Raw genomic sequence first — 25699 nt, 5'->3', positions numbered from 1 at the left:
CCTGAACAGGGGCGATATAGGGCTATTTCGCACTGATAAGTGCTTAGTCGCCCTTAATGCGTACATAAAGCGTTAGCTTTATGTAGCCAAGCACAAGCCGAGCCGGCCGAAAGGTTGTTCTTTACCTTTTGGGCGGATTGGCTTGTGACCTCGAGCCCCTAGGCGCTGGAGCTAGATATTATTATATAATTCCCTTTAAAAATAGGGAACACACCGTGTCCCCTTTTTTAAAACTATAATAGTAACATTCCCTTAAAGCATTTGTTTTTAAGCAAGAGAATATTTGACTTATTTTTTATTTACTTGGTTCATAACTTCTTCAGCGAAGTTGTCTTCTTTCTTTTCAATACCTTCGCCTACTTCGTAACGTACGAATTCACGAACTGTTGCGCCTTTAGACTCAACAAATTGGCGAACCTTTTGATCAGGGTTTTTAACGAAAGTTTGATCAAGAAGACATACATCTTCAAAGTATTTACCAAGACGGCCTTCAACCATTTTTGCTACGATGTTTTCTGGCTTGCCTTCGTTAAGTGCTTGTTGTGTTAAAACTTGACGCTCATGCTCAACTTCTTCTGCAGAAACTTGGTCACGAGATACATATTTTGGTCTTAATGCAGTGATATGCATAGAAACATCTTTTGCTGCACTATCATCAGTAGTGCCTTCAAGCACTGTTAAAACGCTGATACGACCGCCCATGTGGAGATAAGCACCAAAAGCATCATTGTCAGTCTTAGATACGATTGCAAAACGGCGAAGTGAAAGCTTTTCTCCGATTTTTGCGATAGCAGCGTTGATGTGGTCAGCAACAGTTGCTCCATTTTCCATTGTTTGAGCAGATGCTTCTTCAACAGTAGCTGGTTTATTTTTTAGTAAGTGTGCAGCAAGTTCTTGTACTAGAGCTTGGAATGCTTCATTTTTTGCAACGAAATCTGTTTCAGAGTTAACTTCAAGGATAACAGCCTCGTTTCCTTCTGTTACTACTGAAGTTAAACCTTCAGCAGCAATACGGTCTGCTTTATTAGCAGCTTTAGCAATCCCTTTTTCACGCAAGAAATCGATTGCTTTGTCCATATCACCATCTGTTGCTGTAAGTGCTTTTTTACAGTCCATCATGCCTGCGCCTGTTTTTTCACGAAGTTCTTTTACCATTTGTGCAGTAACTGCCATTTTTAATTTCCTCCTTTTAATCTATGTACTATTTCTTATCTTTAGCCATTCAAACTCAAGATAAACATTTCTTAAAAAAAGGTGATAAAGGGTCTCCCTTATCACCTTTTTAATAAAGTCGCTATCTTAAGCTTCTTGTGCTACTTCTTCGCCTTGTTTCGCTTCAAGAATCGCATCCGCCATTTTACCAGTTAATAGTTTAACCGCACGGATTGCATCATCGTTAGCTGGGATGACAACATCGATTTCATCTGGATCACAGTTAGTATCAACAATACCTACGATAGGAATGTTTAACTTTTTAGCTTCTGCAACTGCGATACGCTCTTTACGAGGGTCGATGATGAAAAGTGCATCAGGAAGTTGTTTCATGTCTTTAATTCCGCCTAGGAATTTTTCAAGACGTTCTTGTTCTTTCTTAAGTTGAACAACTTCTTTTTTAGGTAATACTTCAAAAGTACCGTCTTCTGACATTCTTTCAATATCTTTTAAGCGGCCAATACGCTTTTGAATTGTTTCAAAGTTCGTTAATGTACCACCTAACCAACGTTGGTTAACATAGTACATACCAGAACGAGCTGCTTCTTCTTTAACAGAATCTTGAGCTTGTTTCTTTGTACCAACAAAAAGAATAGTTCCGCCGTTACCAGCAAGATCTTTTACCCAGTTATAAGCTTCTTCAACCTTTTTAACTGTTTTTTGAAGGTCGATGATGTAGATACCGTTACGCTCAGTGAAGATATATTTCTTCATCTTAGGGTTCCAACGGCGAGTTTGGTGTCCGAAATGTACACCAGCTTCAAGCAATTGTTTCATTGAAATAACTGACATGTGTTTTTTCCTCCTAGTGGTTTGTTTTCCTCCGCTCGTCTCATTTTTAAATAGAAACTGATATATTCAGCACCATCTATTTAAATCAACTAGCGTGTGTATTAACACCATGAAATAATATAGCATAAGTAAATATAACAATCAAGAACTACTTTTTAAAAATTAAAAATCCCCAATTCTTGCAAACTGGGGATAGATACTTTAGTTTGATCTTAATTTATCAAGTTCCACAAGAAACTTGTCATTTAGGACCTTAATATACGTACCTTTCATACCTAGTGAACGTGACTCAATTACGCCTGCACTTTCAAGCTTTCTTAGTGCATTGACAATTACTGAACGTGTAATTCCAACCCGGTCTGCGATTTTTGAAGCAACCAACAAGCCTTCATGGCCATTTAGCTCTTCAAAAATATGTTCAATCGCTTCTAGTTCACTATAAGACAATGAACTGATAGCCATTTGAACAACAGCTTTGCTTCTTGCTTCTTCTTCAATTTCTTCAGACTTTTCACGTAAAATTTCCATACCTACAACTGTTGCACCATATTCGGCAAGAATTAAGTCATCATCATGGAATTTTTCTTGCAGTCTAGCAAGAATTAATGTACCAAGTCTTTCCCCGCCGCCAATAATCGGAACAATTGTTGTTAAACCTTCTTTAAATAAGTCTCTGTTTTCAACAGGAAAGGCGGTATATTGGCTTTCAATATCAAGGTTTGAAGAAGTTTCTTGGATATTAAACAAGCCTTTTGAGTATTCCTCAGGAAATTGACGATCCTCAAACATTTTCTTAATACGTTCATTTTCGATTTGCTGATAAATCGAAAATCCTAAAAGCTTCCCGCGGCGGCTTACTATATATACATTAGCCTCAATCGTCTCACTTAACGTTTCCGACATTTCTTTGAAATTAACAGGCTTGCCTGCTGCCTTCTGTAGTAAAACATTAATACGTCTAGTTTTTGTAAGTAAATCCATCTGTTTCTTCCTCCTAGTAACTACAACCATTATTAAATTTTGAAAACAATTTCTGTATGAGTATTATTTAAGAATGGTATCTCCTGAAAAATTCAAAAAACTGCATTCCTAAAGAATGAATTGGCTTAGATCTTTATTCTTAGAAATAGCCCCAAGCTTATCATCCACATACTGCGGCGTAATGGTAATTTTCTCCATTGTGATATCAGGTGCTTCAAAGGATAAATCCTCTAACAGCTTTTCAAGTATCGTATGAAGACGTCTAGCCCCAATATTGTCGGTATTTTGATTCACTTCGAATGCTACTTCAGCGATTCTACGAATAGCATCGTCAGAAAATTCAATTTGTATACCTTCTGTTTCCAATAATGCTTGATATTGTTTAATTAAGGCATTATCTGGTTCAATCAAAATCCTAAAGAAGTCTTCCACTGTTAATTTTGTAAGTTCAACACGAATTGGAAAACGTCCTTGAAGCTCCGGAATTAGGTCCGAAGGTTTCGCAATATGGAAAGCTCCAGCGGCAACAAACAATATATGGTCGGTTTTAATTGAGCCGTATTTCGTAACCACTGTAGAACCCTCAACCACTGGCAGGATATCGCGTTGAACCCCTTCCCTAGAGACATCTGCCGATGATCCACCGGAATTTTTGCTGGCAATTTTATCAATTTCATCAATAAAGATAATGCCTGTTTGTTCTGCGCGGTAGATTGCCTCTGATGAGACTTCATCCATATCAATCAGCTTTGCAGCTTCTTCATTTGTTAATACCTTTCTTGCTTCATGAACCGTTAGTTTTCTCTTCTTGCGCTTTTTCGGCATAAAACTGCTAAGGGCATCCTGCATATTCATCCCCATTTGTTCAATCCCTGAACCCTGGAGCATATCGAACATTGAAGGTGCTTGTTCTTCTACTTCTACAGTTACGATTTCATCTTCTAATTGTCCGAGGGCAAGCTTCTCTTTGACAATCTTCCGTTTTTCCTGAGCAGAAAAATCATCCTGCTGTGTGTCCGGTTCAGAAGAAGAATTCCCTCCACCGAATAACATTTCAAGTGGATTTTTATAGTTCGTTGCTTTTTTAGCGGATGGAACAAGCAAATCAACAAGCCTGCTGTTTGCATTTTCTTCAGCTCGTTCCTTCACACTTTGCATTCGCTCCTCTTTCACTAAACGAACAGAGGTTTCTGCAAGGTCGCGAACCATTGATTCTACATCGCGGCCAACATAACCGACTTCTGTAAATTTAGTCGCTTCCACCTTAATAAACGGAGCACCGACAAGCTTTGCCATCCTTCTGGCAATTTCCGTTTTACCTACCCCTGTTGGACCTATCATCAAGATATTTTTTGGAATGATTTCTTCACGAAGCTTATCATTTAAAAGACCTCTTCTATAACGGTTTCTTAATGCCACAGCAACCGCTTTCTTTGCATCCTTTTGTCCAATAATATATTGATCAAGTCTTTCAACTATTTGGCGGGGAGTTAAATCCGTTGTTTTTACCATTTTTTTCGTCTCCTTCCCGTTACAGCTCTTCAACGATAATGTTGTGGTTGGTATATACACATATTTCCGCAGCTATTTCTAAAGAAGCCTTTGCAATTTCTTTTGCAGATAAATTTTCTCCTGCATATTTCTTTAATGAACGGCCGGCGGCCAATGCATAATTCCCTCCTGAGCCAATCGCGAGAATCCCGTCGTCAGGTTCAATCACTTCACCGGTTCCGGAGACTAGTAACAAGCTTTCACGATTCATGACAATTAACATCGCTTCCAACTTGCGGAGCATCTTATCATTTCTCCATTCTTTAGCAAGCTCGACTGCAGCTCTTTGAAGATTTCCGTTATATTCCTCTAACTTTCCTTCAAACAATTCAAAAAGAGTAAACGCATCTGCAACAGAACCAGCGAAACCCGCCAATACCTTACCATTAAATATCTTCCTTACTTTCTTGGCAGTGTGTTTCATCACAACTGCATTGCCAAAAGTCACCTGACCGTCACCGGACATGGAGCATTCGCCGTTATGGTGAATTGCAAATATAGTAGTCGCATGGAATTGATTCATTTAATTCTTCCTCCTCTTGGAGTAATTTCTGTTTAAAAGTCAAGTAGTATGTAATAGTTGGGTTCTCAAATCCCTCTTATTAACGAGAAAAACGAAATCACTGAAATCAAGTTATTAATGGTTCAATTGTCATTTTGCTGAATTGCTTACTATTTGTAAACACCCAGCAAATATGTTTAATAAAACATTCACAATTAACATACTATTTAAACTGACAAGGGCTAATAAATCGTAACATACTTCTATAGCCCTTGCAACAATTTTACAAAACTTTCACAAAGTTCTGAATTGTTTCTAGCGCACGATTAGCGTGCTGTAGATTTCTATCCTGCTTTCCTTTTATTTTCACTGGCAGTTCCGGAAATAGACCAAAATTCGCATTCATCGGCTGAAAATTGTCAGGATTAGCAGTTGTGATATAACGTGCCATACTGCCAATCGCTGTTTCGGCAGGAAACTCAACTGTCTCGTCTCCCATTACAAACCGAGTTGCATTAATCCCGGCAATTAAGCCGCTTGCTGCTGATTCAACATACCCTTCAACACCTGTCATTTGCCCGGCAAAAAATAAATCTTCTCGGTTTCGGAATTGATAAGTTGCCTTTAGGACCTTAGGCGAATTTATAAACGTGTTCCGGTGCATTACTCCATATCGAACAATCTCAGCATTTTCAAGACCAGGGATTAGACGAATAACTTCCTTTTGCGCCCCCCACTTTAAATGTGTCTGAAATCCGACAATATTGAAAAGTGTACCAGCAGCATCATCCTGGCGAAGCTGCACTACCGCAAATGGCCTTTTTCCTGTTTTTGGATCTTCTAGACCTACAGGTTTAAGTGGACCAAATAACATCGTTTTCTTCCCTCTAGCCGCCATTACTTCGATTGGCATACAGCCTTCAAAAAAGACTTCCTTTTCAAATTCCTTTGTAGGGGCAGTTTCAGCAGAAACAAGGGCCTCATAGAACGTATTAAATTCCTCTTCTGTCATCGGGCAATTTAAATAAGCTGCTTCACCTTTATCATATCTGGATTTTAAATAAACCTTGTCCATATTAATACTGTCTTTTTCTAAGATAGGTGCTGCTGCATCATAAAAATAAAGATAGTCTTCTCCTGTCAAACTCTGTAGCTGTTCGGATAGTGCTTCACTCGTAAGCGGTCCTGTTGCGATAACCGTTGGACCCCCAGGAATCTCTGTCACTTCTTCATTGATGACCGTTACATTTTCATGATTTTTAACCATCTCTGTTACTTTTGCTGCGAACTCGTGACGGTCGACCGCCAATGCTCCTCCTGCCGGAACAGAGCAAGCATCAGCAGCAGCGATAATGACCGAATCTAGTTTTCGCATTTCTTCTTTTAATACCCCGACGGCATTTGTTAAGGTATTGGCCCTTAGTGAATTACTGCACACTAATTCGGCAAATTTATCGGTATGATGCGCAGGTGTCTGCTTTACCGGGCGCATTTCATAAAGCTTTACTTTTACACCGCGTTTAGCTATCTGCCATGCGGCTTCACTCCCGGCTAAACCAGCACCAATCACATTTATTGTTAAATCTTTCAATTAAGTACCTCCTCAATTTCCTTTCAAAATTTATCCTAGTAACCATTTTGGATTAAAAAGTACTATAAATATACCTTACCCTCAGAATAAGTCCATCTTGCATTGTACTATACGAATGAAGAACAAAAAAGTTTTTTGTTTACTAGAAAAGCGGAAGCGCCTTGAACAGAGGCGATATAGGGAGATTTATCTCTGGCAAGCTTAGCGAAGCCAGAGATTAATCTCCCTTAATGCGTACAGAATGCGACAGCATTTCTGTAGCCAGGCATAAGACGAACAGGCGAGAAGGCTGCTCTTTAGCCTTCTTGACGGATTGGCTGTAGACCTTCGAGCCTCTAGGCGCTGCAGCTGGACATTTTTTAAAGTCGTTTTATATTTTTTACTTCACAATAAAAGAGTGGGAGTTACCCCACTCTTAGCTTTGCGGCTCTTCCTTATAATCGCAAGTAACACACTGAACTTGAACGCCCTTTTTTAATTTCTTTTCTACCAGCATACCTTCACATTTCGGGCATGGTCTTGGCAGCGGCTTATCCCATGAGATAAATTCACAGTTCGGATAATTCGTACAGCCGTAAAACAATCGTCTTTTCTTACTCTTCCGTTCGATTATTTGCCCCTCTTTACAAGTTGGACAAGTTACACCAATTTCTTTAACAATTGCTTTAGTATTCCGGCAGTCAGGAAAATTACTGCACGCCATGAATTTTCCGTATCGGCCCATTTTGAATACCATTGGGCTGCCACAGTTTTCACAATCTTCACCGGCCGGCTCATCTTTAATTTCGACGGACTGCATTTCTTTTTCGGCCTTTTCTAAATGTATTTCGAAATCACGGTAAAATTCATCAATAACTTGAACCCAGCTGACTTTTCCTTCTTCAACATTATCTAAACCCTGCTCCATTTTGACCGTGAATTCGACATCAAGAATCTCTGGGAAGAACTCAACCATTAATTCATGGACAATTTCGCCTAGTTCTGTTGGTATAAAACGTTTATTATCCAATGTCACATAGCCCCGCTTTTGGATTGTATCCAAAGTTGGTGCAAATGTAGACGGGCGACCAATCCCCAGCTCTTCAAGTGTTTTTACTAGTCTTGCTTCCGTATAACGCGGCGGCGGCTGAGTGAAATGCTGTTTAGGATCGATATCCTTCTTAAACACCTCATCCCCTTCTTTAAGGTCAGGAAGCATTTTATTCGGACCATCCACTTGGTCATCTGTGCCCTCTACATAGACTTTCATAAAGCCTGGAAACTTAATCTTAGAGCCAGTTGCCCGGAATATAACATTGCCATTTTGCAGATCAACACTCATGGTATCCATGACGGCCTGAGCCATTTGACTGGCAAGGAACCGCTCCCAAATCAGCTTGTATAATCGCAGCTGGTCACGGGACAGAAATTCTTTTAAACTGTTAGGTTCTCTTATTGTACTCGTTGGCCGTATCGCTTCGTGGGCATCCTGAGCATTTGTTTGCTTTTTTTCTTTTCTTTGGTCATTCTTCAGATACTCTTCTCCGAATTCTGCTTTGATATAGCTCGCAGCCTCTCCTTGAGCTAGATCTGAAATCCGGGTGGAGTCGGTTCTCATATATGTAATGAGACCCACCGTACCTTCCTTTCCAAGCTCAATCCCTTCATACAGCTGCTGGGCTAACATCATTGTTTTCTTGGCACGGAAATTTAGCTTTCTTGCTGCTTCTTGCTGAAGGGACGAAGTAATAAAAGGCGGGGCCGGATTTCTGCGGCGTTCCTTTTTAGTCACAGAGACGACCTCAAATTTGTTATCCTTCATTTGCTTCAATACTTCTTGAACATCAGCTTCGGACTTTAATTCAATTTTTTCTTGTCCTACTAAAGAATAGAAAGCTCCACTAAATTGATCCTTTCCCTTTAAGAACTCGCCTTCAATTGTCCAATATTCTTCAGGGGTAAAATCTTTGATTTCTTTTTCACGGTCGATAATTAAGCGGACAGCCACAGATTGAACTCGACCGGCACTTAAGCCTTTTTTCACTTTTTTCCAAAACAGCGGGCTGATGTTGTAGCCGACTAAACGGTCTAAAATCCTTCGGGCTTGCTGAGCATCCACAAGGTCCATATTAATCGGGCGCGGATGTTTAAAGGATTCTTTAATAGCATCCTTGGTAATCTCATTAAAAACTACACGGCAGTCCGAATGAATATCGACATCTAAACTATGAGCTAAATGCCAGGCTATTGCTTCCCCCTCACGATCCGGGTCGGCCGCGAGATAGACTTTCTTAGCCTTTTTGGCCGCTGTTTTTAATTCCTTTAATACAGGACCCTTCCCACGAATGGTAATATATTTTGGTTCAAAACTATTTTCCACGTTTACTCCCATTTGACTGCGCGGCAAATCTCGTACATGCCCCATAGAAGCTTTTACTTTATACTTATTTCCTAAATAGCGTTCTATTGTTTTTGCTTTAGCAGGCGATTCAACAATTACTAGAAATTCTGCTGCCATTCTATATCCTCCTTAAGAGGGAAAGTGTAAAAGCGCCTTGAATACGGCAAAAGCCTGATTCTAAGATGCTTACTATTTGAGAAGTTTTCCTAAATTCCAGTTTTTACACATTTAACTGGAGAAAATACTTTACAAAACTGCCTTATCCCAAAATTTTTAACCTATATAGTAATTTACATAGTATTTAGATTTTTTTATTCTATTCATTTTTTTTAAAATTGATGCCTTAGTAAGTATTTTAACATCTGTTGGAAAATGTATAACATATTAGATATTTTTGCAACCTTTTTTAGGTAATTTCTCCATTTATGCGAAAATACCTGCTAAAAGGGTAGATTTTATTAATCGATATGGGGTATATATTTTAATTCTTCCAAAATGTCCTTTGCACTTGTAACTAGTTTTGCACCTTGCTGGATTAATTCATTCGTACCTCCAGAGCAGGGACTAAAAATGCTTCCCGGCAATGAAAATACGTCGCGTCCTTCATGAACGGCATAATTAGCGGTAATCAGCGACCCACTTTTCCGCTTTGCTTCTATAATAAACGTTCCGGCGGATAATCCGCTAATAATTCGATTTCGGGCAGGAAAGTGCCACCTAAGCGGCTTGGTATCAGGGGGATATTCCGAGAGGACCAGCTGCATTTGCATCATATTAACAGCGAGGGGAATATTTTCTTTTGGATAGATATGATATAAACCTCCGGCAATAACGGCAATCGTCCTTCCTCCCAATTTTATTGTCTCTTCATGGGCAAGGGAATCAATTCCCATTGCTAGGCCGCTGACAATCAGGATATCATGATTTATTAACTCAGGAAAGATGTGTCGGATTGCATTTTTGCCGTATGGTGTGGCTTGTCGGGATCCAACAACAGCAAGCTTCGGTTCTTTTTCTAAAAGAGATAAGTCACCTTTTGCATACAAGGCCCAAGGAGGTTGATATATTTCTTTTAAAGATTGGGGATACTCTTTATCAAAAATCGTTATTACAGCAATATCATTGGTCTTATATTGACGAATTTGTTCATGAATCATTTCAGTTGGATTAGTAGGAAAGGTTAATGAAGAAGACATTTGGTGAATATTCGGTAGAGTTGGATTAGGAGGAATGCTAGATTTCGATGCTTGGTAAATAGACTGGAGTGAGGGGTCTTTTTTCAGTAATTGATAGACGGTATTCCAGGAAATGTCGGGGTAGTGCAGTAAATGAATAAATTTTTCTTTAAACATATCCATAATTATAAAAACCTCCATTTTATTAATCTTATGATAAATAGTCCCTCAATATTTGAGGGACTATCTGTTAATACTTAGTTGTATAAATTAATCTGTTTTAGTGTGTTTTACACTTTTCGTAAAGACCCTGTTCTTTTAATACTTCGATTAAAGTTTCACCCATAACGGAAGGAGTGTCAGCTACTTTAATTCCGCATTCGTTCATGATGCGAATCTTTTCATCAGCTGTACCTTTTCCGCCGGAAATGATGGCACCTGCGTGTCCCATTCTTTTTCCTGGAGGTGCAGTACGACCACCAATGAAGCCGACTACAGGCTTGGTCATATTAGCTTTCACCCATTCGGCCGCTTCTTCCTCAGCTGTACCGCCAATTTCACCAATCATGATAACAGCATATGTTTCAGGATCTTCATTAAATGCTTTTAATACATCAATGAAGTTTGTTCCATTTACAGGGTCTCCGCCGATTCCGACAGCTGTCGTTTGACCGATACCCGCTTGTGTTAATTGATGAACAGCCTCATAGGTTAAGGTACCAGAACGGGAAACAACACCGACATGGCCTTTTGTATGAATATAACCAGGCATAATCCCAATTTTACATTCATCAGCCGTAATTACACCAGGGCAGTTTGGACCTACTAAACGAGTCTTTTTGCCTTCCATGTAACGCTTGACTTTTACCATGTCCAAAACAGGAATATGTTCAGTAATACAAATAACTAGATCTAGTTCTGCATCAACCGCTTCAATAATAGAGTCGGCTGCAAATGGAGCAGGAACGTAGATTACAGAAGCATTTGCGCCTGTCGATTCAACAGCATCTCTTACTGTATTAAAAACAGGTACTCCTTCAACTTCCTGACCGGCCTTACCCGGTGAAGTTCCGCCGACAATTTTCGTACCGTATTCAAGCATTTGCTTCGTATGGAAACGGGCGGTTCCGCCAGTGATTCCTTGAACAATAACTTTTGTATCTTTATTAATAAAAACGCTCACGTGAATTCCCCTTTCTTTCGATCCTATTTAACTAATGAAACGATTTTTTGTGCACCGTCAGCCATAGATTCAGCAGCAATAATTTCAACGCTTGACTCAGCAAGAATTTTCTTACCTAAGTCAACATTTGTTCCTTCTAAACGAACAACAAGCGGAACCGATAGTCCAACCTGCTTAGCTGCTTCCACAACACCCTCAGCAATGACATCACACTTCATGATTCCACCAAAGATATTAACAAAAATACCTTTTACATTTGGATCTGAAAGGATAATTTTGAATGCTTCTGTAACTTTTTCAGCTGTTGCGCCGCCCCCAACATCAAGGAAGTTAGCCGGATCACCGCCATAATGTTTAACGATATCCATCGTAGCCATCGCAAGGCCCGCACCATTTACCATACAGCCGATATTTCCATCTAAGGCAATATAGCTTAAATCATATTTAGATGCTTCAATTTCTTTGGCATCTTCTTCTTCTAGGTCACGATATGCCAATACATCTTTTTGACGGTATAGTGCATTTGAGTCAAAGTTTAGTTTTGCATCTAATGCCATGACCTGACCGTCACCAGTTACCACCAATGGGTTAATTTCGGCAATTGAACAATCTTTTTCAATATAAGCATTATATAAGCCCATCATGAATTTAACGGCTTGATTAACTAACTCATTTGGAATATTAATATTAAAGGCAATGCGACGTGCTTGGAATGGCTGTAATCCAATAGCAGGGTCGATTTCTTCTTTAAAAATTTTCTCAGGCGTTTTAGCCGCTACTTCTTCTATTTCCGTACCGCCTTCTTCAGATGCCATTAAAACAACACGTGAAGTCGCACGGTCTAATACTAAACCAACATAGTATTCTTTTTTAATGTCGCAGCCTTCTTCAATTAGGAGGCGTTTTACTTCTTTACCCTCAGGACCAGTTTGGTGTGTTACCAGGGTTTTTCCTAGAATTTCACTTGCATATGTACGAACCTCTTCAAGGTTTTTCGCAACTTTTACACCACCAGCTTTTCCCCGTCCGCCTGCATGGATTTGCGCTTTTACTACACATACTTGTGTTCCTAGTTCTTTAGCAGCTTCGACCGCTTCTTCAACCGTGAATGCCACTTTTCCGTTTGGAACAGTTACCCCGAATTGCTTGAGGATCTCTTTCCCTTGATACTCATGGATATTCATTTCCCATCCTCCTATCAAACTCTTCAAAAAATTGACTCCGTTTTCATTTTATATAATGATGGAAACCTTGTCTACCTTTAAATACTAAAATTATATTCGTCTTTAAAATATTCAGAAAAGTAAACAAGATAGAAAGCGATTTCATTAGGTTTTCACTCCTTTTTATTATTTCTTACAATAATAAAAAAAACAGGCAAAGACCTGTTTTTACTTTTACATTATTATGTTGGTATAGTCCTTAACAGGGGCAAAACTTTTTCGATGATAGGGTGTTATGCCGTGCTTTTTGATTGCTTGAAGGTGCTCTTTTGTTCCATATCCCATGTTTTGCTGAAAACCATAGACAGGGTAGTTAATCGCTAGCTCCTTCATGTACTCATCTCTTGCTACCTTTGCAACGATAGAAGCTGCTGCAATCGAGATGCTTTTTGCGTCACCCTTGATGATGGATTCTGTAGGATACGGGGTGTCAAGCTTCATTGCATCTATCAATAAATAATCAGGTTTTGGTTGAAGGGAGACAATTGCTGCTTTCATTGCTTTTTTAGTGGCTTCATAAATATTAATTTCATCAATTTCATCGGCATGAATCATCGCCACATTATAGGCTAGTGCTTCTTGTCTAATAATGGCAGCAAATTCCTGCCGTTTTTTTTCAGTTAATTTCTTTGAATCATCAATGCCCGCTAGGAAAAAGCCCTCAGGTAAAATAACGGCAGCAGCTGTAACCGGACCTGCGAGCGGGCCTCTGCCAACCTCGTCCACACCGGCAATGAGATTAAAGCCTTGAGCACGGACCTTTCGTTCAAAATGATTCATTTCAATAAACTTTTCTCGAAGGAGTTTTTCTTGCTCTTTTTGTTTTTTCCACTTGGCCAAGCATTGCTGAACACCTTTTCGCTCATCGGTTTGAAGTTCAACAATAAAAGAATCATTTTCTTCTAAAATAGCAGCGAGTTTTTCTTCTATTTGGGCAATTGAAAGTTTCTTCATATGTAGTCACCTTGTCTATAAATTAAAGGCTCTGTTAAATTTGGCTGTTGATTGCAGCGAAAGAAGCGCGCTTTCCGCTCCCAATCAATAGATTATCAAAAAACAACAATATCGTTTAACAGAGCCAAATTAAAAAAATCAAGCCCTCCAAAGGAGAGCTTATTTTATGAGTTATTTTTCACAGATGCTGGTACATCTTTTGGGCGTTCAAAAGATAATGGACCGAATTTTTCTGAGCGCATTTCTCTAATTACTAACTCAGCTACTTTATCGTAGTCAACCATACCTCCGCCCATTAAACAGCCCCTAAGCGTTCCAATATGGTCAAATAATGCTACTACATCCTCAGGTATCTCTGTTAGCTTGTAGCGTTCCTTTAATCGTTCTGGATAGGCCTTATCTAAAAAGCGCAGCGAGTACACGGTCAGATCCTGAAGATTTAATAAAGTATCCTTGATTGCCCCTGTGATCGCCAGTTTCATCCCAACTTCTTGGTCCTCAAATTTAGGCCATAGGATTCCGGGTGTATCGAGCAGTTCCAATTCTTTCCCTACTTTTATCCATTGCTGTGACTTGGTTACACCAGGAGTATTTCCCGTTTTTGCGATGTTTTTCTTTGCCAAACGATTAATAAGTGTAGACTTGCCTGCATTTGGAATTCCTACAATCATGGCGCGAATGGCTCGTGGTTTTACACCTCTTGCCTTTAACCGATCAAACTTTTCTTTTAGAATTTCGTTTGAAGCTTGGACAATATTCTTCATTCCTTCGCCCGCTTGAGAATTGATTGCCAATGCTTTTATTCCCTTTTCAGCAAAGTAAGCTATCCATTCTCTTGTCACTTCTTTATCGGCCATATCCGCTTTATTTAACAAGACTAGTCTTGGTTTATGCTGGATAATTTCATCTATCATCGGATTCCTTGAGGAATATGGTATTCTCGCATCCACCAATTCAAAAATAATATCAACCAGCTTTAACTTTTCCGTGACCTCTCTGCGAGCCTTGGCCATATGGCCTGGAAACCATTGGATCGTCAAAGTGCCACCTCCTTTTAAAAGCTTGAACTATTCTCCATTTACCGTAACAATGTGAGCATCCTTTAGAGGCCAATAGACAACACTCGTTTTCCCGATGACTTTACTCATCGGAACGGTTCCGATATGTCTTGAATCCTTACTAAAGCGGCGGTTATCACCCATCACAAACAATTCACCTTTTGGAACTGTTTTACGGCCAATTTTTTCTTCTAGCGTGAATGAACCTGTAAGTGGACCATCTTCTACTTGTTTCTTATATTCATCCAAATATGGCTCTTTATACGCTTTTCCATTTATATATAAAACATCATCCTTATACTCAAGCGTATCACCTGGGAGACCAATTACACGTTTTATGTAATCCTTCCCTTCCGGGGCGTGAAAAACGATGATATCAAAACGCTTTGGCTCCCCGATGTTGTAACTAAATTTATTAACAATCATTCTGTCTTGGTCTTTTAATGTCGGCATCATGGAAAGCCCGTCCACAACAATAGGAGCAAAAAGAAAATATCGAATGACCGCAGCTAATGCTACCGCAATCAATAACGCTTTTGTCCATTCCCATAGCTCATTTTTCTTTTTAGTCATACATTCCCCACCAATCACTATTAAAAATGTTTTATAAAGCCTATTTTACATAAGTTAAACTTATTTAACACGATGGGATGATTTTTTTAACCAAACTTTAATATTTTGGTTAAAGATCAGCAAAATGATGCAATTCGATACACATTTACCATGAATTTTAATGTTATGTATAAAAAAAGAGCCTGCTCGAGCAAGCCCTTTTTCTTTTTCATATTATCGAATCTCTTTAATTCTAGCTTTTTTACCGCGAAGGTTACGCAAGTAGTAAAGCTTAGCACGGCGAACTTTACCGCGGCGAATTACTTCAAGCTTCGCAATTTTTGGTGTGTGTACTGGGAAAGTACGCTCAACGCCTACTCCGTAAGAAACTTTACGAACTGTGAAAGTTTCGCTAATTCCACCACCACGACGCTTAATCACTACACCTTCAAATAACTGAATACGCTCACGAGTACCCTCGACAACCTTAACGTGTACACGTACAGTGTCACCAGGACGGAAGCTAGGAAGATCAGTACGAAGTTGTTCTTGTGTGATTTCTTTAATTAATTGTTGCATCGTTTTCAACTCCTTCCAACAGATGCTCTTACAAATCTACTTTCGATTATCTTGCAGCGGAACATCGTTATAAGACCACAATCTGAAAACCATCAGTTCTGAGTCACAAGAAGTATCATAACATAATTATAACGAGCCTGCAATATTACTCGTAATCTTTTTTTACTTCTTTCAGCCATTTTTCCTGTTCAGCTGTCAGTTCAATTTTATCTAATAAATCAGGTCTTCTTAAAAGCGTCCGGCGTAACGCCTCTTTATTCCGCCATTCTTCGATTAGTTTATGATTACCTGACAGCAGGACATCAGGAACCTTTAAACCCCGGAAATCCGCTGGTCTCGTATAGTGGGGATGTTCTAGTAATCCTGTACTAAAAGAATCTTTCAGATGAGACTCTTCATTCCCTAGTACTTCTGGCAGCAGACGGACGACACTATCCACTACTACCATTGCGCCTAGTTCACCACCAGTTAAAACATAATCGCCAATCGATATTTCGTCTGTTACGACATGTTCCCTGATCCGTTCATCATAGCCCTCATAATGACCGCAAATAAAGATCAAATGCTCTTCTTTAGCTAACTCCTCTGCTTTTCGCTGCTCGTAGCGTTCTCCTTGCGGACAAAGCAGGATAACCCTTGGATTTTTACTATCTGCTTGTTCTCTAAGAGACGCTACAGCGTCAAAAATCGGCTGCGGTTTAAGAACCATACCGGCCCCGCCGCCATATGGATAATCATCCACAGTGGAGTGTTTGTTATCTGCATAATCACGGAAGTTTACGACATTATACTGAACCGCAGATTTCTCTGCGGCTTTTTGTAAAATAGAATGACCGAAGACTCCAGAAAACATTTCCGGAAATAATGTCAGGATATCGATTTGCATCATGAAAGTAACCCTTCCATTGGATCAATAAGGATGACTTGTTCTTTTACATCTACTTTCTTTACTACATCTTGAATATAAGGGATTAGGATTTCTTTGCCACCTTTTCCTTTAACAACCCATACGTCATTTGCTCCAGGCGAAAGAATTTCCGTTACTTTACCGATTTCCTCTCCCTGAGTAGTCGCAACCAGGCAGCCGATTATTTCATGATAATAGAATTCGTCTTCTTCTAATTCTCCGAGCTGTGATTCAGGTACTTTTAAAATCCCCTCTTTGAATTTCTCCACATCATTAATATTGTTGTATCCCTCAAATGTAAGTAACTCGAAATTCTTATGTGTCCGGTGGCTTTTTACCGTTAGTTCAATCGGTTTTTTCGAGTTTGGCATAAATAAAAAGAGGACATTCCCGACCTTGTATCGTTTTTCGGGAAAATCTGTTTTAGATACCACTCGAACCTCGCCTTTAATACCCTGTGTATTGACGATTTTTCCAACATTAAACCATTTTTCCATCTAACTTCACCTTCTATCTTATTTCCTTAATTATTCCGTCCTCGATAATAATAGTAGATTGTCCAACACTATTGTCCCATTGGTCTCCAACATTTACTTCTACGAGGGCCTGAACTTCTCTTTCATGTATTTCACTGCCTAGTGGTAGGTTATGTAATTGTTCCATTTGAAACTCAAGAAGCTTTATTTTTTCTTTGCGCATTCTAATTTCAGTTTCAAATTTTTTCTTTAGTGCCTCAGAAGAAAAGTTTTTTGTTTTTTCCAATCGCTTTTGTTCAAATAAAAGTTGTTCGCTTTCCTTTTTCAACTGCAGCATTCTCCCTTGGAACTTTTCGTAAAGCTCTTCCTTGCTTTTTTCCGTTAATACCTGCTTCACCACAACAGTTTGAATCAGCTGCATAAAGATCCGCCTCCCTTTGTTCATTATGAACGTTGAGAATTGTATATGTCCAGCGCCTAGGGCTAGAGGTCGTCCTTATGAAGGACAAAAACTCCTTAGACTTGGGACGGAATATCCTTCATCTCTTTATGGAAGACAGAACTTCCTTGGGTTCAGACCGGATTGTCCTTCATCTCCTAGTAAGACGCTTTCGCTTTTCTGATAGCAAAAAAGGGAGGAATGACTCCCTCCCTTTTATCTAGATGCAAAAAGCTATTCACCAATTTCTAGAAAAATTTTCTTTTGTTGTGATGATCCTGCTGCATAAACAACAGTTCTAATGGCCTTTGCAACGCGCCCCTGTTTACCGATTACTTTTCCCATATCCGTCTTATTTACGGTTAACTGATAAGTAACACGGGTTTCATCCTCTAAGACATCCACTTGAACATCTTCGGGAAAATCAACAAGAGGCTTAACAATCGTTTCGATTAATTGTTTCATAATCGTTCAAACAATTACTTGTTTAATTTTGCATTATGGAATTTCTCCATGATGCCTTGGCTTGAGAAAAGGTTACGAACTGTATCAGATGGCTTCGCACCGTCTTTTAACCATTTAAGAGCTAATTCTTCGTTGATGTCAACTTTAGCTGGTTCTGCAACTGGATTGTAAGTTCCAACGATTTCAATGTAACGTCCGTCACGTGGTGAACGAGAATCTGCTACTACAATACGATAGAAAGGAGTTTTCTTAGCTCCCATACGCTTTAAACGAATTTTTACTGCCATTTTAAATAAGCACCTCCGAATAGTTTCACACAAGATAGTATAATATCAATTCTTTTATAGTTTGTAAAGTGTTTTTTCTTTACAACCATTATTACCAATTTTTCTCAACTTAAAACTTAAAAGGAAACTTAAATCCGCCCTTTTTCTTGCCTTTCATCTGCATTCCGGACATTTGCTTCATCATCTTCTTCATGTCTTCGAACTGCTTTAATAGACGGTTAATTTCGGTTACTGGACGTCCGCTTCCTTTGGAAATTCTCTTCTTACGGCTGGCATTTAGAATTTCTGGATTATTTTTCTCAAGCTTTGTCATCGATTGGATTATCGCTTCCACATGGGCAATTTGCTTTTCATCGATTTGAATATTATTCAAGCCCTTGATTTTATTAGCCCCAGGCATCATCTTTAACAATTCATCCAGTGGTCCTAAGTTTCTTACTTGACCAAGCTGATCTAAAAAGTCCTCTAGCGTAAACGAAGCCGTCCGCATTTTTTGCTCTAACTCTTTTGCCTTTTGTTCGTCCACATTGGCTTGTGCCTTTTCAATGAGCGTCAGCACATCACCCATACCCAGAATTCTCGAAGCCATTCGTTCAGGATGAAACGGCTCCAACGCATCCATTTTTTCGCCAAGACCGACAAACTTAATCGGTGTCTGCGTAACGGCGCGAATAGACAGGGCTGCCCCGCCTCGAGTATCGCCATCAAGCTTCGTTAGAACCACACCAGTTAAGCCAAGCTGTTCATTAAAACTTTGTGCCACATTGACTGCGTCCTGTCCGGTCATCGCATCGACAACAAGGAAGATTTCGTCCGGTTTGGTTAATTCTTTAATGTCCTTAAGCTCGTCCATTAAAGCCTCATCCACATGAAGACGTCCGGCGGTATCAATCAAAACATAGTCATGATGCTCTTCTTTAGCTTTTAAAATCGCTTGCTTGGCAATCTCGACAGGGCTCACTTGATCCCCCAGCGAGAACACAGGCATATCCAATTGTTTACCCAGGGTTTGAAGCTGCTTGATCGCCGCAGGACGATAAATATCAGCTGCGACAAGCAAAGGATTACGGTTATACTTTTTACGAAGTAACAGTGACAGCTTTCCCGTTGTCGTTGTTTTACCGGCACCTTGCAGACCAACCATCATAATAACCGTCGGTGGACGATTAGAAGCGGCAATCTTGCTTTGTTCGCCCCCCATTAACTCAGTTAGTTCCTCGTTAACGATTTTAATGATCTGCTGCCCCGGAGTTAAACTCTTGAGAACCTCTTGTCCTACAGCCCGCTCACTGACTTTTTTGACAAAATCTTTGACTACCTTGAAGTTAACGTCTGCTTCTAGTAGGGCAAGACGCACTTCACGCATCATTTCTTTGACGTCCGCTTCAGTGACTTTCCCTTTTCCGCGGATTTTTTGGATTGTATTTTGCAGTCGGTCGGCTAATCCTTCAAACGCCATTTATGCCGCCTCCTAATCTAATTTCTCAAGCTCAGCAATTGTTTTTAACAATGCTGTTTTTGTTGGATACTCCTCAATAAGCAATTCTTTCATGTCCCTGATAAGTCTCGTACGCTTTTGAAATTTCTGAAGTAATAACAGCTTTTCCTCATACTCCTCGAGCATTGCTTCTGTCCGTTTTATATTATCATAAACAGCTTGTCTGCTGACATCATACTCTTCAGCAATCTCTCCCAGAGAGTAATCATCTAAATAATAGAGAGACATATAGCTTTGTTGCTTTGGAGTTAACAGCGAATAGTAGAAATCATATAGATAATTCATTCGCGTTGTCTTTTCAAGCATCATGCCGCTATTCCCTCCAATACTAATGTTAAGTGAAAAGCCTTTACAAAAGTAGTTTACAGGGTCGTGTCGTATCTGTCAAGATAATACCTTTACAACCTATTCTGATTTTTCTACTTGATCAGCAAATAGCCCGTACACATATTTTTCTGCATCAAATTCTTGCAGATCATCCATTTTTTCGCCCAGACCGACAAATTTAACAGGAATTTTTAATTCATTGCGAATTGCCAGAACGATCCCGCCCTTTGCGGTACCATCCAATTTTGACAGGACAATCCCACTGACATTAGTTGCTTCTTTAAATGTTTTCGCCTGGATGAGAGCATTCTGACCGGTTGTTGCATCAAGTACAAGAATTACCTCATGGGGAGCACCAGGTATCTCACGTTCGATAACCCGTTTCACCTTCTCTAACTCTTTCATTAAGTTTACTTTATTTTGCAGACGGCCTGCTGTGTCACACAATAAAATATCCGCATGGCGTGATTTAGCTGCTTGAATGGCATCATACATAACCGCTGCTGGGTCAGAACCCTCTGCTTGCTTAATAACTTCTACTCCAACTCTTTCGCCCCAAACCTCGAGCTGTTCAATGGCACCGGCACGGAACGTATCACCTGCAGCCATCAATACTTTCTTACCTTCACTCTTAAACTTATGACCGAGTTTGCCAATCGTAGTCGTTTTCCCAACTCCATTGACACCAACAAATAAAAAGACGGTAAGCCCATCCTGCTGGATGTTTAATTTCGAGGATTGTTCTTCACCAGCATTATAAATGTCGACAAGCTTTTCAGAGATTACACTCTGCACCTCTCGCGGGTCTTGAATATTACGGCGTTTTACTTCCAGCTTGAGCTCATCAATTAACTGCATGACAGTATCGAAACCGACATCAGCCTGAATTAAAATTTCCTCTAATTCTTCAAAAAAATCTTCATCAACTTTACGGTACCTGGCAACTAAATCATTTACTTTCCCGGAAAAACTGTCTCGTGTTTTGGTCAATCCTTCCCTAAACTTTTCGGTTACAGAATCCGTAGAATTTGAAATTTTTTCTTTTAATTTTTTAAAAAAACTCATGTTTTCACTTCCTTCAATTATGATTCAACTAGTTCTTTTGTGTCCTCCAAACGGACGGATACAAGCTTTGACACCCCTGATTCCTGCATGGTTACCCCATATAGGACATCGGCCTCTTCCATCGTACCTTTTCGGTGCGTAATGACAATAAATTGTGTTTCTTTACTATACTTTTTTAAATATTGGCTGAAACGGTGAACATTGGCTTCATCCAAGGCTGCTTCCACCTCATCAAGAATACAGAATGGAACCGGACGGACTTTTAAAATCGAAAATAACAGGGCAATCGCCGTAAGTGCGCGTTCCCCTCCAGATAAGAGTCCAAGGTTCTGGAGTTTTTTCCCCGGCGGCTGAGCAACAATTTCTACACCGGTATTTAAGAGATCCTGCGGTTCAGTTAAAACTAAATCAGCCCTTCCACCGCCAAAAAGAGTTCGGAACGTCGGTTCAAAATGTTCGCGAATCCCCTCAAAGGTTTGTTCAAAACGTCTCTTCATTTCTGAATCCATTTCATCAATAACCATATAAAGGGTATCTTTGGCTTCCTGCAGATCCGTCTTTTGCTCATTTAAGAATTCATAGCGTTCAGAAACCCGTTCGTATTCTTCAATCGCCCCAAGATTGACATTGCCTAGCTCTTCAATCGCCAGCTTGATTAATTTAACCCTTTTTCTCGCTTCGTCTACCGGAATGGTTAATGGATATTGTTCCTTCGCTCCATCAAATGAAAGGAGGTATTCTTCCCTTAACTGCGCAAGCCGATTTTCTAGTTCCACATCCAATCGGTTGATCTTTACCTCTTCATCCTTCAATACGACGATCATCCCTTTATGAAGTCGCTTTAACTCTTTTGCTTCTAATTCCATATTCTCGAGTGAGTCTTGCATCGACAAGCGTTCTTGTCTTCTTTCCGTGATTAACTTTAATGTTGCTTCTTTATCCTGTTGCTTTCTATTTGCGGCTGCTTCTAATTGTTCTTCCCCTGAGGAACTATTCGTCATTTCCGAAGTTAAGAGGTTAAGATCTTCTGTAAAAATGAGATGCTTTTGCTCACTCTCTTTTAAATCAGCATTAAGTAGCGTCAAACGTTCTTTTGCATGGGTAAACTGTTCATTCTTTGAGGCAAACTCTACCTTCAATTCATTAATTTCATTCGTTAGAGTTTCTTTTGAGCTTAGATCACTTGTTTTTTGTTCTGTTAGTATCGTAATTTGGGCATCTAGCTCGGCAATCGTTAGCTTATAGGACTCGAAAGCCTCCGCTAACTCCATTTTTCTTTTTAAGAGTGATTCTCTCTCTTCAGTCAACTGCCCCTTTTCAAGGTCATAAAGGGCTAAACGGTCATTAAGGTTCTTCTCCTGCAGCTCGGCCTCACGGAGGTCCCCCTTAACAGATTGTTCCGTTAAGCGTAATGACTCCCCATCTTGCCGGATTTCATCTACTTGCTTTTCAACTTGTTGAACCTCTGCTTTTAACCTCTTAACGGCAGTTTCCAAGCCTGCTGTTTTTTCTTCCATTATGATGAGCTTGTCTTTTAAAGTTTCAAGCTCCCCTTTTCTCGTTAACAGGGACGTTGATTTTTGCTTTACCGCTCCACCGGTCATCGAACCGCCAGGATTCACGATATCGCCATCTAATGTGACCATTCTAGCGCGGTATTGCAGGATTTTCGCTAATTCATTCGCTCCTTTTAAGTCCTTTGTTATGATTACATTTCCGAGCAGATTATTCATAACCTCAGAATACTTTGGATCAAATTTAACGAGACTGACAGCCGGTCCAATCAACGAAGGGTGGTTTTGAATGGAATAAAGCTGTGTAGATGATAAAGGCCGCCCTTTAATAACACTTAACGGTAAAAGTGTAGCCCGTCCAAATGAATTCTGCTTCAAATATTGAATGGCCGTCCGGGCATTCTGCTCCGTATCCACCACAATATGCTGAAGAGCACCGCCAAGGGCTGTTTCTATAGCTGTTTCATAATCCTTTGGAACAGTTACAAGCTCAGCTACCGCTCCTTCAATTCCCTTTAACTTATGGTCCCGAGCCTTTAAAACCTCTTTTACACCTTGAAAAAAACCTGCAAAGTCTTCTTCCATCTCTTCGAGCATATCTTTCCTAGACTTTGCCTGCTGGAGCAGCTGATAGGCTTGATACAATGTTTTTTCTTGTTTATCGTAATTATTCTTAACATTTTCAAGCTCACGCTGTCCCTCACGATATGATACTAACTGACTTGCTAATTTCTTTTGTACCTCTTCTAAGGAATTTTGAATTTCTCGCTTTTTACTTTGAGCGTTTAGACGCTCTTCCAGATATTTTTCATTTTCAGCATCAAGACGGGCACCTCTACGTTCTTGCTGCTCCAATTGCTGATTTATATATTTTATTTCATTTTTTGCACCGGCTTGGTCGTTTAATAAATCGATATATTCGCTTTTTAACGCTTCGATTTTTTCTTCGATATTCTCGGAAAATAGTGGAAGCTTCTCTTGCCGTTCTTTTAGTTCGGATTGCAGTTTTTCAACAAGGTTTCTTAGTTCCTCTACGGTATCAGCCTGTAATTCCCTATTTTTCTTTAACAGACTAATACGTTCTGTTAGTTCTAGAATATTACCTTTTAACTGTTCCTTATTTTGCGCAGCATTCTTTTTCCGTTCCTTGAGAACTTCTTTCCTGCCCTCAAGCTTTTCAAGTTCTTCACTGGCATGTAAGAGTACATTCTGCAAGTCTGTGATTGACTCATCTATTGCAGCCATTTTGTCCCTTGTTTCAACAATTGCCGCTTCCTTGACCTGCAATTCTGAAGAAAGCTTTAGTTCTTCCTGTTGGTGTACCTCAAACTGTTTGGAAAGTTGTTCCCAATTTTGGTGAAGGTCTTCGATTTCAAAGACCGTTAACGCCACCTCAATCTTTTCAAGCTCTTCTTTTTTCTCTAAAAAGTCTTTTGCCATTGATGCTTGAATTTTCAGCGGCTCAACTTGTCCTTCAAGCTCATGGAGGATATCATTTACACGATTTAAATTATCCTGTGTTTCAAACAGTTTGACTTCTGCCTTTTTCTTGCGGTTCTTATATTTTAAAACTCCTGCAGCTTCTTCAAAGATGGTCCGGCGCTCCTCAGCCTTACTATTTAAAATTTCCTCAACTTTTCCTTGGCTGATAATTGAAAAAGCTTCACGGCCAAGACCGGAATCCATAAATAAATCAATAATATCTTTAAGGCGGCATGACTGTTTATTTATGAAGAAGTCACTATCACCCGAGCGGGAAACCCTTCTAGTCACACTAACCTCATTAAAATCAATCCCTAATCCTTGATCGGTATTGTCCAATGTCAGTGTCACTTCGGCAAAATTAAGGGCCTTTCTAGAATCGCTTCCAGCAAAAATAATATCTTCCATCTTGCTGCCTCTTAAAGACTTAGCCGATTGTTCCCCTAATACCCAGCGAATGGCATCGGTAATATTACTTTTGCCGCTCCCATTAGGACCAACTACAGCTGTTACTCCAGGAACAAAATCAACTTCAATGCGTTCAGCAAAAGATTTAAAGCCAATAATGTCCAACCGTTTTAAAAACATTTCGTTATCCTCCCTATGCTGCACGGGGATTTCTCCTGCCGACATTGTCATTTCTAAGTTGTTTTTGTTTTTAATACTTTAAGAGCCATTTGAGCCGCATGCTGTTCCGCTTCTTTCTTGGATTTTCCTGATCCCACACCAAGTTCTGCCCCATTAAGGGATACTCGCGAAACAAATTCCTTATTATGGGCAGGTCCTTTTTCCTGCAGGACACGATATTCAATAATTCCAGCTCCATCACGCTGAACAAGCTCTTGCAATTGACTTTTAAAATCCATCACATGAGAAAAAGCACCGGCATTTATTTTAGGAAAAACCACTCTCTCGAGAAATTCGACGACTTTTTCAATTCCCTGATCCAAATATAACGCACCAATGAAGGCTTCAAACACATCAGCAAGCAGTGCTGGGCGTTCCCTGCCGCCAGTCATCTCTTCCCCTTTACCAAGCAAAATGTATTTACCAAATTCCAGGTCATTTGCAAAGGCTACCAGTGAAGGTTCACAAACGATAGCAGCACGTAGTTTCGTTAATTCTCCTTCAGTCATCGTAGGGTATTTTTTAAAAAGGAATTTTGAAACCGTTAATTCGAGGACAGCGTCTCCTAAAAATTCAAGCCTTTCATTATCTTCGAATGGCTTTCTGCGATGCTCATTCACATAGGATGAATGAGTAAATGCTTGTTTTAATAATTTTTCGTTTTCAATCGTCACACCGATTGAGGTTTGAAAATCCTTAAATTGATTTTCTTTTGCGCGATTTACTTCATTTTCTTTACCGTTCTTGCGCATGAATTTCTCCACCTTGCATCAAATTTACAATCTACCTAATAAGAGTTTAAAAAAGATTTTATGAAAACGCAAAGAAACTTGGCAGATAGTTTGCCAAGTTCTATCATACAGAAAGAAAAGCAAAGGC

24 protein-coding genes are annotated in these 25699 nt (G+C 39.7%); all 24 read right to left on the bottom strand.

Features of this window, described 5'->3' with window-relative positions:
- Positions 1-288: 288 nt before the first annotated feature.
- The 24 genes from tsf to rnc all read right to left on the bottom strand — a co-directional run bounded on the left by tsf (position 289) and on the right by rnc (position 25572).
- Entirely contained in the window at positions 289-1173 is an 885-nt protein-coding gene (gene tsf / locus COD92_RS05455; protein ID WP_098528707.1) for a translation elongation factor Ts, read from the bottom strand.
- Between the two features lie 126 nt (positions 1174-1299).
- Positions 1300-2004, bottom strand: a complete 705-nt coding sequence (gene rpsB, locus COD92_RS05450) for a 30S ribosomal protein S2 (protein ID WP_098528709.1) — start codon at positions 2002-2004, stop codon at positions 1300-1302.
- 201 nt (positions 2005-2205) lie between these two features.
- Entirely contained in the window at positions 2206-2985 is a 780-nt protein-coding gene (gene codY, locus COD92_RS05445; protein WP_098528710.1) for a GTP-sensing pleiotropic transcriptional regulator CodY, read from the bottom strand.
- 108 nt (positions 2986-3093) lie between these two features.
- Complete coding sequence (gene hslU, locus COD92_RS05440) at positions 3094-4497, bottom strand: ATP-dependent protease ATPase subunit HslU (protein WP_098528712.1); 1404 nt, start codon at positions 4495-4497, stop codon at positions 3094-3096.
- 19 nt (positions 4498-4516) lie between these two features.
- On the bottom strand, positions 4517-5059 hold the full coding sequence (gene hslV / locus COD92_RS05435; protein ID WP_098528714.1) for an ATP-dependent protease subunit HslV: 543 nt from the start codon (positions 5057-5059) through the stop codon (positions 4517-4519).
- 262 nt (positions 5060-5321) lie between these two features.
- Entirely contained in the window at positions 5322-6629 is a 1308-nt protein-coding gene (gene trmFO / locus COD92_RS05430; RefSeq protein WP_098995909.1) for an FADH(2)-oxidizing methylenetetrahydrofolate--tRNA-(uracil(54)-C(5))-methyltransferase TrmFO, read from the bottom strand.
- Positions 6630-7044: 415 nt separating this feature from the next.
- Positions 7045-9126: a type I DNA topoisomerase gene (gene topA / locus COD92_RS05425; RefSeq protein WP_098528718.1), complete on the bottom strand. Its 2082-nt coding sequence runs from the start codon at positions 9124-9126 to the stop codon at positions 7045-7047.
- Between the two features lie 341 nt (positions 9127-9467).
- On the bottom strand, positions 9468-10367 hold the full coding sequence (gene dprA, locus COD92_RS05420) for a DNA-processing protein DprA (protein WP_098528719.1): 900 nt from the start codon (positions 10365-10367) through the stop codon (positions 9468-9470).
- Positions 10368-10464: 97 nt separating this feature from the next.
- Positions 10465-11367: a succinate--CoA ligase subunit alpha gene (gene sucD, locus COD92_RS05415; RefSeq protein WP_098528721.1), complete on the bottom strand. Its 903-nt coding sequence runs from the start codon at positions 11365-11367 to the stop codon at positions 10465-10467.
- A gap of 23 nt (positions 11368-11390) precedes the next feature.
- Positions 11391-12551 (bottom strand): ADP-forming succinate--CoA ligase subunit beta, encoded by a 1161-nt coding sequence (gene sucC / locus COD92_RS05410; protein ID WP_098528722.1) that lies wholly within the window; start codon positions 12549-12551, stop codon positions 11391-11393.
- Between the two features lie 213 nt (positions 12552-12764).
- Complete coding sequence (locus COD92_RS05405; RefSeq protein WP_098528724.1) at positions 12765-13544, bottom strand: ribonuclease HII; 780 nt, start codon at positions 13542-13544, stop codon at positions 12765-12767.
- Between the two features lie 164 nt (positions 13545-13708).
- The gene (gene ylqF, locus COD92_RS05400) at positions 13709-14584 is read right to left on the bottom strand and encodes a ribosome biogenesis GTPase YlqF (RefSeq protein WP_098528726.1); all 876 of its coding nucleotides are present in this window, start codon (positions 14582-14584) and stop codon (positions 13709-13711) included.
- 27 nt (positions 14585-14611) lie between these two features.
- The gene (lepB, locus tag COD92_RS05395) at positions 14612-15175 is read right to left on the bottom strand and encodes a signal peptidase I (protein ID WP_098528728.1); all 564 of its coding nucleotides are present in this window, start codon (positions 15173-15175) and stop codon (positions 14612-14614) included.
- Positions 15176-15388: 213 nt separating this feature from the next.
- On the bottom strand, positions 15389-15733 hold the full coding sequence (rplS, locus tag COD92_RS05390) for a 50S ribosomal protein L19 (protein WP_098528730.1): 345 nt from the start codon (positions 15731-15733) through the stop codon (positions 15389-15391).
- A 145-nt stretch (positions 15734-15878) separates the two neighbouring features.
- Complete coding sequence (gene trmD, locus COD92_RS05385; RefSeq protein WP_176541120.1) at positions 15879-16619, bottom strand: tRNA (guanosine(37)-N1)-methyltransferase TrmD; 741 nt, start codon at positions 16617-16619, stop codon at positions 15879-15881.
- The gene (rimM, locus tag COD92_RS05380; protein WP_098528732.1) at positions 16619-17137 is read right to left on the bottom strand and encodes a ribosome maturation factor RimM; all 519 of its coding nucleotides are present in this window, start codon (positions 17135-17137) and stop codon (positions 16619-16621) included. Before rimM ends, trmD begins: the two co-directional genes overlap by 1 nt.
- Before the next feature lie 13 nt (positions 17138-17150).
- Positions 17151-17537, bottom strand: coding sequence for a YlqD family protein (locus COD92_RS05375; RefSeq protein ID WP_098528733.1), 387 nt, complete (start codon positions 17535-17537; stop codon positions 17151-17153).
- 252 nt (positions 17538-17789) lie between these two features.
- Positions 17790-18020: a KH domain-containing protein gene (locus COD92_RS05370; protein WP_098528735.1), complete on the bottom strand. Its 231-nt coding sequence runs from the start codon at positions 18018-18020 to the stop codon at positions 17790-17792.
- A 14-nt stretch (positions 18021-18034) separates the two neighbouring features.
- Positions 18035-18307 (bottom strand): 30S ribosomal protein S16, encoded by a 273-nt coding sequence (gene rpsP, locus COD92_RS05365; protein WP_098528737.1) that lies wholly within the window; start codon positions 18305-18307, stop codon positions 18035-18037.
- Positions 18308-18416: 109 nt separating this feature from the next.
- Positions 18417-19766: a signal recognition particle protein gene (ffh, locus tag COD92_RS05360; RefSeq protein ID WP_098528739.1), complete on the bottom strand. Its 1350-nt coding sequence runs from the start codon at positions 19764-19766 to the stop codon at positions 18417-18419.
- Positions 19767-19778: 12 nt separating this feature from the next.
- Positions 19779-20111 carry a putative DNA-binding protein gene (locus COD92_RS05355; protein WP_098528860.1) on the bottom strand — a complete coding sequence of 111 codons (333 nt, stop codon included), beginning with the start codon at positions 20109-20111 and terminating at the stop codon, positions 19779-19781.
- A 99-nt stretch (positions 20112-20210) separates the two neighbouring features.
- Positions 20211-21197, bottom strand: coding sequence for a signal recognition particle-docking protein FtsY (ftsY, locus tag COD92_RS05350; protein ID WP_098528740.1), 987 nt, complete (start codon positions 21195-21197; stop codon positions 20211-20213).
- A 17-nt stretch (positions 21198-21214) separates the two neighbouring features.
- The gene (gene smc / locus COD92_RS05345) at positions 21215-24781 is read right to left on the bottom strand and encodes a chromosome segregation protein SMC (protein WP_098528746.1); all 3567 of its coding nucleotides are present in this window, start codon (positions 24779-24781) and stop codon (positions 21215-21217) included.
- 53 nt (positions 24782-24834) lie between these two features.
- Complete coding sequence (gene rnc / locus COD92_RS05340; protein WP_098528748.1) at positions 24835-25572, bottom strand: ribonuclease III; 738 nt, start codon at positions 25570-25572, stop codon at positions 24835-24837.
- Between the last annotated feature and the right edge of the window lie 127 nt (positions 25573-25699).

This window comes from Bacillus sp. AFS037270, from assembly GCF_002585305.1.
The sequence above is the reverse complement of the archived record's forward strand: the minus strand, read 5'-3'. Positions and strand labels throughout refer to the sequence as shown.